Source organism: Nocardia sp. NPDC050412, assembly GCF_044458825.1.
GTDB lineage: Bacteria > Actinomycetota > Actinomycetes > Mycobacteriales > Mycobacteriaceae > Nocardia.
In genome coordinates this window covers 133,672-149,163 of sequence record NZ_JBITIJ010000005.1, presented here as the reverse complement: position 1 = coordinate 149,163, position 15,492 = coordinate 133,672, and the positions used below count along the sequence as shown (strand labels likewise).

The following is a 15,492-nucleotide window of genomic DNA, read 5'->3' as shown; positions in this document are numbered from 1 at the left end:
TGCCGGACAACTCAGTTGATCCGATTTCGGCTGATCAGCTGGCGGGCGATCACTGCGCGCTGAATCTCGTTGGTGCCCTCGCCGACGATCATCAGCGGTGCGTCGCGGAAGTAGCGTTCCACATCGAATTCCGTCGAATACCCGTAGCCGCCATGCACGCGCACGGCATTGAGAGCGATCTCCATGGCGGTCTCCGAGGCAAACAGTTTCGCCATGCCGGCCTCCATATCGGCGCGCTCACCCGAGTCGTAGCGGCGCGCCGCGTAATACACCAACTGGCGCGCGGCGGTCAGTTTCGTCGCCATATCCGCGAGATAGTTGCCAACGGACTGGTGCTGCCAGATGGGTTTGCCGAAGCTTTCCCGTTGCTGGGCATACCGAATCGAATCGTCCAGCGCGGCCTGGCCGACACCGAGCGCCCGGGCGGCCACCTGGATACGCCCAACCTCCAGCCCGCGCATCATCTGCGCGAATCCCGCACCCTCGACCCCGCCGAGCACATCCGATACGGGCACACGCATATCGTCGAAGCTCAGCTCACAGCTCTCGACACCCTTGTAGCCGAGTTTGGGCAGATCGCGCGACACCGTGAATCCGGGACCCTTTTCCACCAGCAGAACGCTGATACCACGATGCGCGGGTTCGGCGGTCGGATCGGTCTTGCACAGCAGGGCGACCAGATCCGACCGGCGGGCATTGCTGATCCAGGTTTTGGAGCCGTTGACGATGTAGTCGTCGCCGACCCGGCGCGCGGTAGTGCGCATCGACTGCAGATCCGATCCGCCGCCCGGTTCGGTCAGCGCCATGGTCGCGCGCAGCTCGCCGGTAGCCATCCGGGGCAGGTACCTATCCCGCTGCTCCTGAGTTCCATAGTCCAGCAACAGTTTTGCGACCACAGTGTGACCGCCCATCGCCCCCGCCAGGCTCATCCAGCCGCGCGAGAGCTCCTCGGTGACGGCGGCGTAGCACGGTGTAGAGACCTTGGCCTCGCCCCATGGCTCCGGGATGGCCAGCCCGTAGATCCCGAGCTGCTTCATCTGATCGATCAGCTTCTCCGGGTAGGTGTTCGTATGGTCGAGTTCCTGCGCGACCGGTTTGACCTCCCGATCCACGAAGTCGCGCACCACCGCGACGATCGCGGTTTCTTCCTCGTTGAGCTCGTCCATACGACTTCCTCTCGACACTCCCCGCAATACCATCATGAGAGCTAATAAATGCCTCGGTAAAATGCCGAGTTCTGATATAACCATGCCGGTTCGCGATACGCAGGAGGTGCGAATGGACTTCAAGCAGTTGAAGGCCATGGTCACGGTGGCCGAGGTCGGCAGCGTCACCAAGGCCGCGGAGTTGCTACACCTGGTCCAACCGGCCGTCACCCGGCAGATTCGCATGCTCGAGCAGGAGCTCGGCGTCGCACTATTCGAGCGCACCCGACAAGGTATGCGCCCGACCGAAGCCGGAACCGTCATGGTCGAGCGGGCGCGACGGGCGCTGCACGAGCTCGATCGTGCCCGCGCCGAACTACGCCCGGCGCCCGGTGTCGTCACCGGGGTGGTCACCGTCGGCCTGTTGGAGAGCGCTGCCGACCTCTTGGCCGAACCGCTGGTCTCGGCGCTCGCCCGCGATCATCCCGGCATCGAATTGCGTGTGCTCACCGGCTATTCCGGACATCTGCAGCGCTGGCTCGACGACGGCGATCTGGACCTGAGCCTGCTCTACAACCTGACCAGCACACCGTCGCTCAATGTCGAACCGCTTGCGCGGGAACGGCTCTGGGTGGTCGCGCCGCCGAGCGACGACTTACATGCCGAACGTCCCGTCGCTCTGGCCGAGGTCGCGAACCATCCGATGGTGATGCCCGCGCCGGGGCATGCGCTGCGCGCCCTCATCGACAGCGCCGCCGCGCAAACGCGGGTGAATTTCGAGGTGACCGTCCAGACCAATTCACTACGTCTGCAGAAACTGCTGGTGCTCGGTGGGCACGGCTGGACAATTCTGCCCGGCGTCGGCATCGCCGACGATGTCGCCAATGGGACGCTCAGCGCCGCACCGCTGTGCGACCCGGAAGTCCGGCGACTGATCGTCCTCGGCATGCCCCGAACCGGCCGCGTGCCCGCCGCCGCCGAAGTCGTTGCGGCCGAACTCATCCGCCAGGTGCGCGCCGCCGTAGCCGAGGGGAATTGGCCCGCGGCCCGACTCGTCGACCGCAGCGAAACCACCGCGAATTGATTGCTCCGCCGAACCGATTCCCGTCGACTATTACCGGTTCGACGCCCATCACGTCCAGAGCTGGCGACGTATGACATTCAGCAATGTAGGCATCAATCATTTCTATTTTTCAACTATGTTGATCATCACTCATGATGGGCGGCGTAGCCGATCCGAGTATGGAGTTCACATCATGGGGCAGACCGAGACGGTGCCGCCACCCTCGCCGGACGCCGACTTCCAGCAGTATCCGATGTTCATCGACGGGCATGATCACCAACCGATCGGCGGCGAGTGGTTCCCCACCGATAACCCATATCTGGGCGAACCATGGGCACGGATCGCCAAAGGCGCCGCCGAGGATGTCGATGTCGCAATGCAGGCGGCTCACCGGGCGTTCACCTGCGGCCCGTGGCCCGCACTCACCGCGAGCGCTCGCGGCGCACTGCTGCGCCGTCTCGGCGACACCCTCGCCGAGCATGCGCACCGACTGGCCGAGCTCGAGGTCCGCGACAACGGCAAGTTATTCGCCGAAATGTATAGCCAGCTCAGCTATCTGCCACAGTGGTTCTACTACTACGGCGGACTGGCCGACAAGATCGAGGGGACGGTGCTGCCGCTGGACAAGAAAGGCTATTTCGCATACACACGCCAAGAGCCAGTCGGTGTCGTCGGCATCATCACGCCGTGGAATTCACCGCTGATGCTGCTGACCTGGAAACTGGCTCCAGCCTTGGCCGCGGGCTGCACAGTGGTGATCAAACCGTCGGAATTCACCTCGGCCTCCACGCTCGAACTCGTCAAGCTGTTCCATGAGGCCGGAGTGCCGCCGGGCGTGATCAATGTGGTGACCGGCTTCGGCGCCGACGTCGGCACACCGCTCGTCGAGCATCCATTGGTCCGCAAGATCACCTTCACCGGATCCGATGTCACCGGGCGCCGAATCAACGAGGCCGCGGCCCGCGACCTCAAGCAGGTGAGTCTCGAGCTGGGTGGTAAATCCCCGAATATCGTATTCGCCGACGCCGATCTCGACGCGGCTGTCAATGGTGTCGTTTCCGGTATCTTCGCCGCCACCGGACAGACCTGTATCGCCGGATCGCGACTGCTGGTCCAGGACAGCATTCACGACGAATTCGTCGCGCGCGTAGTGGAACTCGCGCGCACCGCCCGCATGGGCGACCCCATGTCCAAGGACACTCGAGTCGGCCCGATCACCACACCCGCGCAGTACGCGAAGGTGCTGGACTACCTCCGGATCGCCGAACAGGAAGGCGCCACCCTGGCTTTGGGCGGTGCCGTCGCGACGCGTCCGGAATGCGGTAACGGATGGTTCATCGAACCGACCATCTTCACCGGCGTCGATAATCGGATGCGCATCGCCCAGGAGGAAGTCTTCGGACCGGTCCTCGCCGTCATTCCGTTTCGCGCCGAAGAGGATGCCGTCGCCCTCGCCAACGACGTCCGCTTCGGCCTCGGCGCCGGGGTGTGGACCAGTGATATCGGCCGTGCCCTGCGCATGGCCGAACGCATTCGCTCCGGCACCGTGTGGGTGAACACCTATCGCGCCGTCAGTTTCCTGGCGCCGTTCGGCGGATTCAAAGATTCCGGCTTCGGCCGCGAAAACGGTATAGACGCGGTTCGGGAATATCTCGAAACCAAGACCGTATGGATCAATTCCGGTGCGCCCGTGGGAAATCCATTCGTAATCCGCTGACCTGCGAAAGCTGGTCACCGCGTCCGTGCCTTGCAGACCCACAGAACTCGCGCGAGCGAACTACCGCTCGGAACTATTCCGCCGCCATCGACGACGTTGACACGAACCAAGGTCACTGATACTCATATGCTATGACTGCGCCGGAGGATTTCGAGTTCGAAGCCGTCTACCAAGGCACGGGTGGCCCGTTCGGCCCTGGCGTCAAACCGCCGTGGAGTATCGGGGAACCCCAGCCGGAACTCGCCGCGCTGATCGAGCAGGGCAGATTCCATGGCGATGTCCTCGATGTCGGATGTGGAGAGGCGGCGATCTCGCTGTATTTGGCCGAGCGGGGCTACACCACCGTGGGCCTGGATCTGTCGCCGACCGCGATCGAGCTCGCCCGCGCCGAGGCGACCAGGCGTGGCCTGGCCAACGCCTCCTTCGAGGTCGCCGATGTCACGGCCTTCACCGGCTACGACGGCCGCTTCGATACCATCGTCGACAGCACGCTATTCCATTCGATCCCGGTCGAGTCGCGGGCGGGCTATCAGCAGTCGATCGTGCGCGCCGCCGCGCCGGGCGCGTCATATTTCGCGCTGGTGTTCGACCGGACCGCCCTGCCCGAAGTACCTGTACCGGGCCCAGCGCCGGTCACCGCTGACGAGCTTCGTGAGGCGGTGGAGAAGTACTGGGTGGTCGATGAGATCAGGCCAGCGCGAATCCATGGCAACCTGCCTGTCGGCGACTTCGGGGCGACTGCCGACGGCCCGAGGTTCCGGTTCGAGGGCATCCGCGACGAACCCAGTGGCCGCAAGTCGGTCCCCGCCTGGCTGCTGTGCGCCCGGCTGGGCTGATTTCGTCACCATGGTCGGGGGGTAGCAACAACCTCTCGGAGTACTGACCCGAGGAACTGGCTCGGATGCGGAACATCCCGGCCCCGAACCCCCGGCCCGCAAGCGCGGCCAGGGGTTCGGTGTACCGAATTGTGGTCAGCCCTTGACTAATTCGGGGATTGCGGTCTCGATTTCGTCGGTCTCCTCCGGGGTGGCGACCGCCGCCCGGCTCGGAAGGAGCACGGCCATGGCGATCACGATCAGTGCCAGAGCAGCGGAGACCAGGAACGCCAGGCGCATACCGTCGAGGTGTGCGGTGACGGGGTCGGTGCCAGCGGCGACGAGTCCGGTGCTGCGGGCAGACATCACCGTGACCACCAGGGCGGTGCCGAAGGCCGCGGCGACCTGCTGCAGGGTGCCGAGCATCGAGCTGCCGTGCGAGTACAGGTGCTGCGGGAGCGCCCCGAGGCCGAGAGTGAAGACCGGGGTGAATGTGGTGGCCAGCGACACCATCAGCAGGATGTGCAGGACCAGCAGCTGCCAGTACGGCATCGACATCGAGACCTGGGTGAATCCGGCCAGCGCCGCGGCGATCCCGACCGAGCCGGGAATCACCAGTACGCGCCCACCGAAGCGGTCGAACAGGCGGCCGACGGTCGGTCCGAGCAGCCCCATCGCCAGCCCGCCCGGCATCACCAGCAGGCCGGTCTGCAAGGGGCTCAGACCACGCAGGTTCTGCAGATACAGCGGCAGCAGGATCATCGAGCCGAGCATCGCCATGAACGCGATCGACATCAGCACCAGCGCCTTTGCGTAGGTGCTGGACAGCAGCACCCGCAGATCCAGCAGCGGGGTACCGATGCGCTGCAGGCGCAGCTGACGGAATACGAATACGGCGATGAGGGCCGAACCCGCGGCGACGATCAGGGCAGGGCTGGTGTAGTTGTCGCTCTCGAACCTGCTGAGCCCGAATACCAGCCCACCGAACCCGAGCGCGGCGAACACCACACTCGACCAGTCGATCGCCCCGGCTTGCGGTTCACCGACATTCTCCAGTCGACGCAGACCCAGCCAGGTGACGACCGCCGTGATCGGCAGGACAAGTACGAAAAGCCAACGCCACGAACCGATCTGGAGCACCATTCCGGAGACCACCGGGCCGAGTGCGGGCGCCACCGAAATGGCCAGGGTGACATTGCCCATCACCCGGCCGCGGTCCTGTTCGGGCACGACGGTCATCAGCGTGGTCATCAGCAGCGGCATCATTACCGCGGTACCACCCGCCTGAATGATCCGTCCGAGCAGCAGCACCGCGAATGACGGCGCGACGGCCGATAGTGCGGTACCGGCCAGGAAGACTCCCATCGCCACGGCATAGGCCCGTCTGGTCGAAACCCGCTGCAGGAACCAGCCGGTGGTCGGGATGACGGCGGCCATCGTCAACATGAACGCGGTGGACACCCACTGCGCCGCCCGCTCGGTGACCTCGAGATCGGCCATCAGACGAGGGATCGCGTTGATCATGATCGTCTCGTTCAGGATCACTACGAAGGTCGCGAGTACCAGTACCCGGATGACGGTCGGCGTCCGCCCTCCCGAGGCGGGGGCGGAAAGTTCGGCTGACATCGGGTGTACCTCCAGGGCGTCTCGACCGGAATGTGTGTGGCGCGTTGCCCGATTCATCGGATCTCGCCACATCGGTTGAGACGGGACGGGCGGCTCGAATTCATCGGCCGCGCCAGTATTGCGGTCACCACCGACAAGTTCGGCCGCCTGTGCCACCCATCGGCGCACGCGTCCACCAAAAGGCGCATCGATGAGAACACACCTCTCATGATGAAGAACAATCCTTCCAGCGCGGCGCGAACGGCGCACCGCAATGGTTGCGGGCTCGAGCCCGAACAGCACCAGATCGCCGCGGATGCCATGCTATTGCGCTACCCATGCCCCGAATACGGCACCGTCGAGCTGTACGCGCTTATCGGCGGCGGGCACACCTGGCCGGGCTCGCCACCTATCGCCCTACACCGTTGGTCGGCGCTACCGCATCGATCAGCGCTGATCAGATCATGTGGGATTTCTTCCAGGCCCATCCGCGCACCAGCCCCCTCCGGTGAGGCGGGGTATCACCACCGATACCAGCGACCGCGGGTACCCGCGGAATCGGCGGACCGGAAAACAAAGCCGAGCGCCCAGAGCACCAGGACCGCAATCGCGACCCACCACAGGGCCTTCAGTGCGAACCCCGCGCCGAACAGAACTAATACAAGAAGCAGAACCAGCAACAAAGCAACCATTTCTTCTCACCTCCTGCCGCTCGCATACCCGGCAACCAGCACAAATAACGGATATCGCCGATCGGGTCAATGGGTTCTGCGGCTCGGTCCGCGGCTTATCCCCGTCGCTTCGGGAAACAGCCGCTTCGTGCCGCCTGCATGAAGTACGGTCAGGCCCATGTCCGAGGACTGTGTGGAGCGATCCGAGGTAGCGCAATCCAACACCTACAACTGGGAGGTCGTGGGCAGCGGTCCCGCCGGGGATTCCGTCGTCGACTCCGGTGACGGCGAATTCGGAATTCTCGATGACTGCACCGGCCGCATGTGTACCAACCACATCGAGGTCGGCACCGCGGTGTTCGACCGGGTCGTCGCGGACATCATGATCGAGTACCGAAACGCGGTGCTCGACGCCCGCCTCGAAGACGAACCCGACCCGGCACCGCCGCTGCACCGGGTCAGCATGCAGGTCCGTGACGGCAACGGCGTCGAAATGCTCTCGACGACAGCAGCATTGACCTATCCGGTCGTCACCGGTGCGGACACCGAAACCTACCGTAAGCAAGTGGCGTTGGCCGAGAAACGGGAACGTAGGCGACGCGAACGCCGCGATAAAGCCATTGCCGCCGGAACCTCCGCCCCACGCTCGGGACCGGCTGATCCCAGACTGGCCGGACTCATCCTCAATCTGCGCGTCGAGGCCGATACTGTGCGCGAGGAAGTCCCCGACGCCGACCACTGCCGAGAACAATTGGCTTTGGCCCAGAACACCGTCCAAGCGGCAACCGAAGCAGCGGCACGCGCACAAATAAACGGAACGCGAGCCGAGTTCGAACATGCCCACGCATTCATCCAACGGTGGACGCCGCGGATAAACCGCTGGGCCGCATTCCTCGAACTGACCACCGAAGCATACGCCGACGCGGACGCCGTCGACGCCCTCGCCGACCGCATCAGCCTGCAACCCCCACCCGAGCCGTAGCTACTCGATCAGCTTCTCGCTCTTCAGCCAGTCGTAGGCGACGTCGGCGGGATCCTCGCCGTCGATATCGACGCGGCCGTTGAGGTCCTGCATCAGTTCGTCGGTGAGATGTTCGGAAATCGTGCCGAGCAGGGTTCGCAACTGCGGGTAGCGGTCGAGGACGACGTCGCGAACGACCGCGGTGCCGCTGTAAGGCAGGAAGAACTTCTTGTCGTCGTCGAGGACAACCAGGTTCAGGTTCTTGACGCGGCCGTCGGTGGTGTAGATCATGCCGAAATTGCACGGCGCGCCCTTGGCGGTCGCCGTGTAGACGACACCGGCGTCCATGCGCGTGACATTTCCGGCAGGCACACCGTTCGGATCGTTGTAGGGGATCCCGTACTTCTTCAGCATCGGAATGAAACCATCTGAGCGGCTGAAGAATTCGTCGTCGACACAGAAGGTCCGATCGGGCACCGGGAGCGCGGCCACGTCGGACAGCGACTGCACCTGTAGGCGTTCGGCATTCGACGTAGACGCGCCGAAGGCGTATGTGTCGTTGAAATTCGCCGGCGGCAGCCACTCCAAGTCGTGGTCGCTCTTTTCGATGTCGTGGACCCGCTGCCAGAGTTCCTTCGGATCCGAGATCGTCTCGGTCTCGTTGTGGTAGTTGACCCAACCGGTGCCGGTGTACTCCCACAACACATCGGCATCGCCGTTGAGCTGGGCCTGTCGAGACGATGCGGAACCCGGCGCCCCGGTCAGATCGGTGACGTGGGCGCCCGCCGCGGCCAGGTAGGTCGCGGTGATCTTGCCGAGCAGTATGCCCTCGGTGAAGCTCTTCGAGGTGACGACCAGCTTCGCACCGTCCAGTGGCCGCTCACCGCCGGGCAGCCGTGCATCGTGGAATGTTCCGGACGAGCTCACCAGACCGCACCCGGCGAGCAGCGCCGTCGTCGCGACGAGCGCCGAAACCAGAGTGGCCAGTGGCGATTTCATGAGACACCTCGCGGCGTCGCGGCCAGTTCGACGAGTCTGCCGAGCCAGTCGATGATCAGTGCGAGCAGCCCGACGAGGATCGCGCCGGAGATCAGCAGTTTGGGCAGGAAGAGGGTGACGCCGGTGGTGATCAGCGTGCCGAGGCTGGTCGCGCCGATGAAGGTACTCAGCGTCGCGGTACCGGCCAGAATGACCAGCGCGGTGCGCACGCCGTTGAGGATCACCGGCACCGCGAGCGGGAGTTCGACCTGAAACAGCGTCCGCGTACCCGAGAACCCGATACCCCGCGCGGCCTCGATGGTGCGCTGATCCACCTGCCGCAGCCCGACGATCGTGTTCTGCAGGATCGGCAGGATCGCGTACACGACGAGACCGACTATCGCCGTGCGGAATCCGGTGCCCAGCCAGAAGGTGAACAAGACGAGCAGACCGACCGCGGGCGCGGCTTGGCCGATATTGGCGATATTGACGGCGAGCGGCTCGAAGCGCTTCAAGCCTGGACGGGTCAGTGCGATACCGAGCGGAATCGCGACGACAACCACGATCACCGTTGCGACCACGGTCAGCTTGATGTGGGCGAGGATCGTGGTCTGCAGATTGGCCCAGCCGAGTGACGCCCGCTCTGTCGGGGTGAACGTCGTCGCGCGATACCAGATGACGTATCCGATGGCGATGACACCGATGACGAGCGGTTCGAACCACACGTCGATCGGAATGCGGCGCAGGCGATTCATGACTGCCCGGCCGATCCGAGCTCGTCATCGGCGAAGACCACCGGTGTCGGCGCCGGATCGGTTCCCTCGACGTACGTCTCGTACGACAGGTCCTCGCCATCGCCGGTCCCCTCGGCGAGTTTGGTCCGGATCACCTCTGTCACCGAGTTGATGCTGAGCGAGCCGACGACCGCGCCACGGCCGTCGGTGACGAGCGTGGCACCCTGGCTGGTCGCGAGCATGGCGTCGAGCGCGTCATTGAGGGTCGAAGATCGTGCGACGACGGGCAAGCGCCGATCGAGGAAGTCGGAAACCTCCGGTTTCGTCGCGACCTCGGTGAGTGATGGCCACGATCGCGGGCGCCCGGCCTCGTCGACGACGACGATCCAGGTGTGTCCGGCGGCCTTCGCGCGTTCGATCACCCCGTGCGCCGACTCCCCCACCCGAGCGGTGATCACCTCGTCGTAGGCGACATCACGCACCCGCGACACGGTCAGATACGCCAGCTTCGCGCCGGATCCGACGAACTCCTCCACGAACGGCGTGGCCGGGTCGGTGAGAATTTCCTCCGGGCGCGCGTACTGCTCGACGTGTCCGCCTTCGGACAGGATGAGCACCTTGTCACCGAGTTTGGTGGCCTCCTCGAAGTCGTGCGTGACGATCACGATGGTCTTTCCGAGTTCGTGCTGGATGGCGATCAGACTGTCCTGCAGGCGAACCCGAGTGATCGGGTCGACCGCGCCGAACGGCTCGTCCATGAGCAGGACCGGCGGGTCGGCCGCGAGCGCGCGGGCGACGCCGACCCGCTGCTGCTGTCCGCCGGACATATCTTTCGGCAGCCGGTCGGCGAAGGTGCCCGGGTCCAGACCGACCAGATCGAGCAGATACTCGGTGCGTTCGGCGATCCGCTTCCGGTCCCACCCGAGCACCCGGGGGATGGCGCCGACATTCTTGGCGACCGACCAGTGCGGGAAGAGCCCACCGGACTGGATGACGTATCCGATCGACTGCCGCAGCTTGTCCGGATCTTCCCGGGTGACATCGCGTCCGCCGATGAAGATCCGGCCTTCGGTGGGCTCGATCAGCCGATTGATCATCTTGAGTGTGGTCGTCTTACCGCAGCCGGACGGGCCGACGAAGGCGACGATATCGCCGGCGTCGATTTCCAGGTCGAGCCGCTCGACTGCCGGTTTCTCCTGGCCCTTGTAACGCTTGACAACCGAGTCCAACTTGATGGACGCGCCGGTGACATTGCGCTCCGGCTGGTTGGTCACATCGGTCATGACAGTCCCTTTGCGATCGTGAGGCGTCCGAGCAGGACGAGGAGCGCGTCGAACACCAACGCGATAAGGACGATGAGAATGGTGCCGGTCAGCGCCATTTCGAGCGCGTTCGCGCCACCGAGCCGCGAAAGGCCGTTGAAGATCAGCGATCCGAGGCCGGGTCCGAGGACGTAAGCGACGATGGCGGCGACACCGACGATCATCTGGGTGGACACCCTGATACCGGTGAGGATCACCGGCCAGGCAATCGGCAATTCCACGGTCAACAGAATGCGCCATCGCGAAAAGCCGATCCCGCGTGCGGATTCGACGACCGAGGTGGGCACCGACCGCAAGCCGACGATCGCATTGCCGATCACCGGCAGTGCGGCGAAGAACGCCAACATGATGAACGACGGGACCACGCCGAGTCCGAACGGGACCAATAGCAGCGCCAACAGCGCGAGCGAAGGAATGGTCAGCGCGACCCGGCTCGAGGTCAGCGAAAGTGCGGACATCAGTGGAAGCCGATATACCGCGACCGCGATGAGAACAGCGACGACAGTCCCGACCAGCACCGTCTGAAATGCCAGGGAGGCATGCTGATACGTCAGAAACGCCAGAGTCTCTCCCCGTCCTCGGATGTAACTCCACAAGTGCACGGGATTCCCATCGTCAGCCGAAGACCGGTCGGTACCTATCTGCGCGCAGTAACCAGACGCGCGAATTGCCAAAGAGTAAACGAAACCGCCGCTCGGTGCTCGATGGCGCGCGGCGGCGAATGGGTCACCGTATCAGCGACGACTCGCGGTAGCGACGGGCTTACCGTGGAAGCGGGCTGAACGACACGAGTCCCTGTGTGCCAACGCTGTTCGGTAGCGGCACACAGGGACTCGACGTGTTCGCGGTCCGGATCAGGGAGTGGAGTAGCCGATCAGCGCGCCGATTCCCGCGCCGATCGGGACAGTGACGAGGGCACCGACGCCACCGAGGAAGAAGCCGATCACAGCGCCGATGCCGGCGCCGATGAGCGCGCCGATACCGGCGTTGTACTGCTTGCGAGCGATCGTGTCGGAGGCCTCGTCGATTGCCTGCGCCGTCCGTGTGGTGTCGGATTGCGCTGTGAGGGTGAGGGTTCGGCCGTCGTTGGCGATCGCCGGCGTCAGGGCGACGGTCCCGGCTGCGGTCTGCAGTCCCAGCGGTATCGAGGTCACCGCATTGCCTGCGGCGTCGGTGAGGGTGATCGAAAGAGCATCGGCGGCCACGGTGAACCGTCCAGCCTCGACGGTGGTACTGACACCTCGGCGGTCTGCTGTCGGTGCGGTGATGAAGTTGATGCCGTGATCGGTTGCCTGCACGGTGGTGTCGGTCGTTACCGGCTGGGCCTGCACGGCGCCCGCGGTAATGCCGGTCGCACCGATCGCGAGCAGGGCGGTGGCGGCGAACTTGGTGGCGCTCATGGTTTTCCCCACATTCCATCGGCTGTCGCGCGCGCCGACACGTGCTGAAAGCCCGTGCCGGGCCACGTGATTCAGTCGACCACATCTGTGATCGAAAGGTAATAGTACCGTCCGGGGGCAACCCCTGCGGGCTCCGATTCTGACGGGGTGGGTGCCGATCGCGTTGCCGCCCAACATTTCCGGTGCGGAAAGCTGTCAGCGGATGGCGCGGGTTCGCAGGTCCCTACCAGCCCGAACGAGACGTCGAAGGTCCCTCGATCTCGGGCAGAATGGTGCGGTGAGTGGACTATTCAGACACTCACCGATTGCGACGGCCACGTAGTATCAGCCACGTCACCAAGGCCGCGATGGCGGCGGTGGCCACGGCTGCCAAGGGCGCCGGCCGACTGCGCGTCACGGCGGCGAACTGGACGGCGCGGTCTTGGGTGGCGGCGCTGGCCTTCTCTCGCTTCTCACGCACGGTTTCGGCCGCATGGTGCACCTTCGCGCGGGCGTTGTCCACGGTCTGATGCAGTTCTGCCTCGGCTCTGCCCTTCACATCGAGCTTGCCGGTCAGTTCCGCCATGGTCTGTCCCAGCTCTTGTCTGGCCAGGTCGCGGTCGGCGCGCAGCAGTTCCGCCTCGGGCGACCCTAATGGGGGGTTGCTCTCGTCACTCATCGCTATCCTCCGATCTTGATCGTATGGATGTCTTGCTGTACGCCGGTGAACGCCTCCTGCGGGACCGGCGGGACCGCCTTCTGCAGGTCCTTCTTGCCGATGAGGGCCAAGACGCCGCCAACGAGCAGCAGTACCACTCCAACGATCAGCGCGGCGGCCCAGCCCGACAGCGGGCCCGCTAGGGCGATGATCGCCGCGGCGATAACGGCGGCGCCGCCGTAGCACGCCGTGAGCGCCCCGGCACCGGTCACAACCGCGCCGCGACCCAGACGTTTGCCTTTGCTTCGCACCTCGAGTTCGGCGAGCTTGATCTCGTCCCGGATCAGGTGGGCCATTTGCTCGGTCGCATCGTTGACGAGTTCGATAACCGACCGTGTCTCCGTGGGCGAAGTTTCGATCGACGACCCGGTGGGTGTTTCGGTCATGGCGATTCCTAGGTACTCGGGAAAAAGCTCCAGATACGACCGAGATGGCCCACTATGCGACTTTCAAACCCCCGCCGGCCAGATCGGCTGGATGGGGGCAGCGATGCCCGTGGCGGCGGATCGACATCGAAGCCGCCGAATTCGGAAGGCACCCGCAGTCGACCGAAACCTTTGCGCGGGAATTCGAGTGCAGTGCAGAATCCGGATCAGGGCCGCAAGAGGGTTTTGATGGCACGGCGGTCGTTCATGGCGCGGTAGCCGTCGGCCACCTGCTCGAGCGGCAGAGTGAGGTCGAAGACCTGGCCGAGGTCGATGCGGCCGGTCAGGACGCGGTCGATGAGATCGGGCAGGAAGCGCCGGACCGGGGCGACGCCGCCACGCAGCCCGACGCGTCATCGGCGAATTGGTCAGTTGCAAGGCTTCGCCGCCTGCGGTGACCGTGAAGTCCGCGATTTCGTGCGGGCGCGACTGGCCTACATGTGGGACACGGTTGCCGATACGACAGGCCTCGCCCCGGTGACGGTGAAGTCGTTCCTCGCCTTCGGTATGCTGCTCAACAACGTGGCCGCCGTCGAAGTGGACGAGCCGTGGGCCAAGGGGGTTCGCACTCGTATCCAAGCGGGCCTGTTCGAGCACATCACAGCGGACACCAACCGATGAAATCGGCCCCCTGTGTGACCAGGAGAAATCTGGCATTACGCCGCCAAGATGGGAATACCCGATCATCGAATTCGAGGTGCGCGACCTCATGCCGACGCCCATCGAATACGAACGGTCGACGAAAATAGCAGAATGTCAGGGACGGTTTACTTCCTCGCGGCGTTGTAGGCGGCGACGATGTCGGCGGATATCCGACCGCGCGCCGATACCTGATGGCCGTTTTTGCGGGCCCATTCGCGGATCGCGAGCGACTGGTCCCGATCCGCCGTCGACCGAAAATCTTTGCTGCCGCCTCTGCTCTTGGACCTGACCTTCAGCCGCCCGGTCTTGCGGGCCTTCTCCGTCCAAGGATCCAGATCGGCACGGAGCTTTCCGGCATTCTTTTTCGACAGATCAATCTCATAGGTAACGCCGTCGAGGGAGAACAGAACGGTCTCATCGGCTTTCGACGTGCCATCCAAATCATCGACCATGGTAACGGTCACCTTCTTCGCCATGAGTCAGCCCTTCATCTATGAGCATTTTCTTCGGCATGCTGATGGTATCTGTCATTATATCTAATAGTGCAGCGCGATATGTTGATGCACAAGCACGGCGGAGCAGACGACCATTGGAATCCGTCCGATAAATGCGAGCAACATTTCAGGACGGCCGAACCACCTCGCACACCGGTCCGAGCAGCGCGGGATATGAGCCAGTCGAGTCGCGCGAGCGAAATCGGGTATGGACTCCCGCGCACTGCTCGACTGGCGGCGAAAATGCGTCAAGGCGAACTGTGTGTCCGCTCGATCCTGAAACAGGGGCGACGGGAGTAACGCACGCATGCCGGGCAAGCGTGTTACGCGCGCCCGGTGCCCCGGTCGAATAAGTGCGGGTCGTGCGCGTTGACGAGAAGGAGGTCCGACTCGGCTTCGGATGGCTCGACATGCCGAGCAGTCCCCGCAGCACACGGAAGACCAGCGGCCACTTACGTGGGTCGCGCAGGATCACACCGCCGATGAACTGTTTGAGCATCGACAGTGTGTCGAAGTAAATGCGCTCCACGATCAGGTTCTCGTTGTCGTCGAATACGAAGTACGCCGTCATCCGGGTGCGGTGCCGGGAACCGGCGGGCGGTATGCCGCCAAGCGGACCCAAATGTGTTCCAAGTAGCCAGAATTCGACGATTACCGCGTCGGCGCTGTGCCGCAACGCGATGATCTCGTGGTCCTGATCCGGAAATGCGACGCGGGTGTCGTGGTAGTAGCCGCGGACCTGAATCGACCGATCCGGACCGGCACTATTCCACTCTGGACAACGCCTCGTTACCGCCGTTCCACAACGGCGCTATGGTTGAGA

Annotated in this window: 16 protein-coding genes and 2 pseudogenes; 5 read left to right on the top strand and 13 right to left on the bottom strand. The window is 64.2% G+C overall.

Annotation, left to right across the window (positions count from 1 at the left end):
• Window positions 1–11: 11 nt before the first annotated feature.
• Window positions 12–1,166 carry an acyl-CoA dehydrogenase family protein gene (locus ACIBI6_RS15135; RefSeq protein ID WP_364345918.1) on the bottom strand — a complete coding sequence of 385 codons (1,155 nt, stop codon included), beginning with the start codon at window positions 1,164–1,166 and terminating at the stop codon, window positions 12–14.
• A gap of 112 nt (window positions 1,167–1,278) precedes the next feature.
• Here ACIBI6_RS15135 and ACIBI6_RS15130 point away from each other — a divergent pair, with 112 nt between their 5' ends.
• From ACIBI6_RS15130 to ACIBI6_RS15120, 3 genes are all read left to right on the top strand, one after another.
• Window positions 1,279–2,229 (top strand): LysR family transcriptional regulator, encoded by a 951-nt coding sequence (locus ACIBI6_RS15130; protein WP_396956619.1) that lies wholly within the window; start codon window positions 1,279–1,281, stop codon window positions 2,227–2,229.
• Between the two features lie 172 nt (window positions 2,230–2,401).
• Window positions 2,402–3,925 (top strand): aldehyde dehydrogenase, encoded by a 1,524-nt coding sequence (locus ACIBI6_RS15125; protein WP_396956617.1) that lies wholly within the window; start codon window positions 2,402–2,404, stop codon window positions 3,923–3,925.
• A gap of 131 nt (window positions 3,926–4,056) precedes the next feature.
• On the top strand, window positions 4,057–4,761 hold the full coding sequence (locus ACIBI6_RS15120) for a class I SAM-dependent methyltransferase (protein ID WP_364345914.1): 705 nt from the start codon (window positions 4,057–4,059) through the stop codon (window positions 4,759–4,761).
• Window positions 4,762–4,896: 135 nt separating this feature from the next.
• Here ACIBI6_RS15120 and ACIBI6_RS15115 read toward each other — a convergent pair whose 3' ends face one another.
• Entirely contained in the window at window positions 4,897–6,366 is a 1,470-nt protein-coding gene (locus tag ACIBI6_RS15115; protein WP_364345912.1) for an MDR family MFS transporter, read from the bottom strand.
• Window positions 6,367–6,866: 500 nt separating this feature from the next.
• Window positions 6,867–7,037, bottom strand: a complete 171-nt coding sequence (locus ACIBI6_RS15110) for a hypothetical protein (RefSeq protein WP_364345908.1) — start codon at window positions 7,035–7,037, stop codon at window positions 6,867–6,869.
• Window positions 7,038–7,194: 157 nt separating this feature from the next.
• Here ACIBI6_RS15110 and ACIBI6_RS15105 point away from each other — a divergent pair, with 157 nt between their 5' ends.
• Window positions 7,195–7,998, top strand: a complete 804-nt coding sequence (locus ACIBI6_RS15105) for a hypothetical protein (RefSeq protein WP_364345906.1) — start codon at window positions 7,195–7,197, stop codon at window positions 7,996–7,998.
• Here ACIBI6_RS15105 and ACIBI6_RS15100 read toward each other — a convergent pair whose 3' ends face one another.
• The 8 genes and pseudogenes from ACIBI6_RS15100 to ACIBI6_RS15065 all read right to left on the bottom strand — a co-directional run.
• Complete coding sequence (locus ACIBI6_RS15100) at window positions 7,999–8,976, bottom strand: glycine betaine ABC transporter substrate-binding protein (RefSeq protein WP_396956614.1); 978 nt, start codon at window positions 8,974–8,976, stop codon at window positions 7,999–8,001. It lies immediately after the preceding gene.
• A complete protein-coding gene (locus ACIBI6_RS15095; protein WP_364345902.1) occupies window positions 8,973–9,710 on the bottom strand; it encodes an ABC transporter permease in 738 nt (245 codons plus the stop codon). The genes ACIBI6_RS15100 and ACIBI6_RS15095 overlap by 4 nt, the downstream gene beginning before the upstream one ends.
• Window positions 9,707–10,972 (bottom strand): ATP-binding cassette domain-containing protein, encoded by a 1,266-nt coding sequence (locus ACIBI6_RS15090; protein ID WP_396956611.1) that lies wholly within the window; start codon window positions 10,970–10,972, stop codon window positions 9,707–9,709. Before ACIBI6_RS15090 ends, ACIBI6_RS15095 begins: the two co-directional genes overlap by 4 nt.
• Window positions 10,969–11,613 (bottom strand): ABC transporter permease, encoded by a 645-nt coding sequence (locus ACIBI6_RS15085; RefSeq protein WP_364345897.1) that lies wholly within the window; start codon window positions 11,611–11,613, stop codon window positions 10,969–10,971. Before ACIBI6_RS15085 ends, ACIBI6_RS15090 begins: the two co-directional genes overlap by 4 nt.
• A gap of 252 nt (window positions 11,614–11,865) precedes the next feature.
• Window positions 11,866–12,411 (bottom strand): hypothetical protein, encoded by a 546-nt coding sequence (locus ACIBI6_RS15080; protein ID WP_396956608.1) that lies wholly within the window; start codon window positions 12,409–12,411, stop codon window positions 11,866–11,868.
• A 298-nt stretch (window positions 12,412–12,709) separates the two neighbouring features.
• On the bottom strand, window positions 12,710–13,069 hold the full coding sequence (locus ACIBI6_RS15075) for a DUF3618 domain-containing protein (protein WP_396956606.1): 360 nt from the start codon (window positions 13,067–13,069) through the stop codon (window positions 12,710–12,712).
• A 2-nt stretch (window positions 13,070–13,071) separates the two neighbouring features.
• Window positions 13,072–13,494: a phage holin family protein gene (locus ACIBI6_RS15070; RefSeq protein ID WP_396956605.1), complete on the bottom strand. Its 423-nt coding sequence runs from the start codon at window positions 13,492–13,494 to the stop codon at window positions 13,072–13,074.
• Between the two features lie 206 nt (window positions 13,495–13,700).
• Window positions 13,701–13,886, bottom strand: a pseudogene (locus ACIBI6_RS15065) (IMP dehydrogenase); the annotation flags it as partial.
• On the opposite strand from ACIBI6_RS15065, the gene ACIBI6_RS15060 reads away from it, so the two are divergent.
• Complete coding sequence (locus ACIBI6_RS15060) at window positions 13,831–14,154, top strand: hypothetical protein (RefSeq protein ID WP_396956603.1); 324 nt, start codon at window positions 13,831–13,833, stop codon at window positions 14,152–14,154. The pseudogene ACIBI6_RS15065 and the gene ACIBI6_RS15060 overlap by 56 nt on opposite strands.
• Before the next feature lie 146 nt (window positions 14,155–14,300).
• Here the strand turns inward: ACIBI6_RS15060 and ACIBI6_RS15055 are convergent, their stop codons facing one another.
• Window positions 14,301–14,651, bottom strand: coding sequence for an Lsr2 family protein (locus ACIBI6_RS15055; protein WP_396956602.1), 351 nt, complete (start codon window positions 14,649–14,651; stop codon window positions 14,301–14,303).
• A 391-nt stretch (window positions 14,652–15,042) separates the two neighbouring features.
• Window positions 15,043–15,423, bottom strand: a pseudogene (locus tag ACIBI6_RS15050) (ester cyclase); the annotation flags it as partial.
• Window positions 15,424–15,492 lie beyond the last annotated feature (69 nt).

Excerpts from the sequence above, each read along its gene's own strand:
- ACIBI6_RS15135 (WP_364345918.1), bottom strand. The coding sequence starts at position 1,166 with ATGGACGAGCTCAACGAGGAAGAAACCGCGATCGTCGCGGTGGTGCGC.
- ACIBI6_RS15130 (WP_396956619.1), top strand. The coding sequence starts at position 1,279 with ATGGACTTCAAGCAGTTGAAGGCCATGGTCACGGTGGCCGAGGTCGGC.
- ACIBI6_RS15125 (WP_396956617.1), top strand. The coding sequence starts at position 2,402 with ATGGGGCAGACCGAGACGGTGCCGCCACCCTCGCCGGACGCCGACTTC.
- ACIBI6_RS15120 (WP_364345914.1), top strand. The coding sequence starts at position 4,057 with ATGACTGCGCCGGAGGATTTCGAGTTCGAAGCCGTCTACCAAGGCACG.
- ACIBI6_RS15115 (WP_364345912.1), bottom strand. The coding sequence starts at position 6,366 with ATGTCAGCCGAACTTTCCGCCCCCGCCTCGGGAGGGCGGACGCCGACC.
- ACIBI6_RS15110 (WP_364345908.1), bottom strand. The coding sequence starts at position 7,037 with ATGGTTGCTTTGTTGCTGGTTCTGCTTCTTGTATTAGTTCTGTTCGGC.
- ACIBI6_RS15105 (WP_364345906.1), top strand. The coding sequence starts at position 7,195 with ATGTCCGAGGACTGTGTGGAGCGATCCGAGGTAGCGCAATCCAACACC.
- ACIBI6_RS15100 (WP_396956614.1), bottom strand. The coding sequence starts at position 8,976 with ATGAAATCGCCACTGGCCACTCTGGTTTCGGCGCTCGTCGCGACGACG.
- ACIBI6_RS15095 (WP_364345902.1), bottom strand. The coding sequence starts at position 9,710 with ATGAATCGCCTGCGCCGCATTCCGATCGACGTGTGGTTCGAACCGCTC.
- ACIBI6_RS15090 (WP_396956611.1), bottom strand. The coding sequence starts at position 10,972 with ATGACCGATGTGACCAACCAGCCGGAGCGCAATGTCACCGGCGCGTCC.
- ACIBI6_RS15080 (WP_396956608.1), bottom strand. The coding sequence starts at position 12,411 with ATGAGCGCCACCAAGTTCGCCGCCACCGCCCTGCTCGCGATCGGTGCG.
- ACIBI6_RS15075 (WP_396956606.1), bottom strand. The coding sequence starts at position 13,069 with ATGAGTGACGAGAGCAACCCCCCATTAGGGTCGCCCGAGGCGGAACTG.
- ACIBI6_RS15070 (WP_396956605.1), bottom strand. The coding sequence starts at position 13,494 with ATGACCGAAACACCCACCGGGTCGTCGATCGAAACTTCGCCCACGGAG.
- ACIBI6_RS15060 (WP_396956603.1), top strand. The coding sequence starts at position 13,831 with ATGAGATCGGGCAGGAAGCGCCGGACCGGGGCGACGCCGCCACGCAGC.
- ACIBI6_RS15055 (WP_396956602.1), bottom strand. The coding sequence starts at position 14,651 with ATGGCGAAGAAGGTGACCGTTACCATGGTCGATGATTTGGATGGCACG.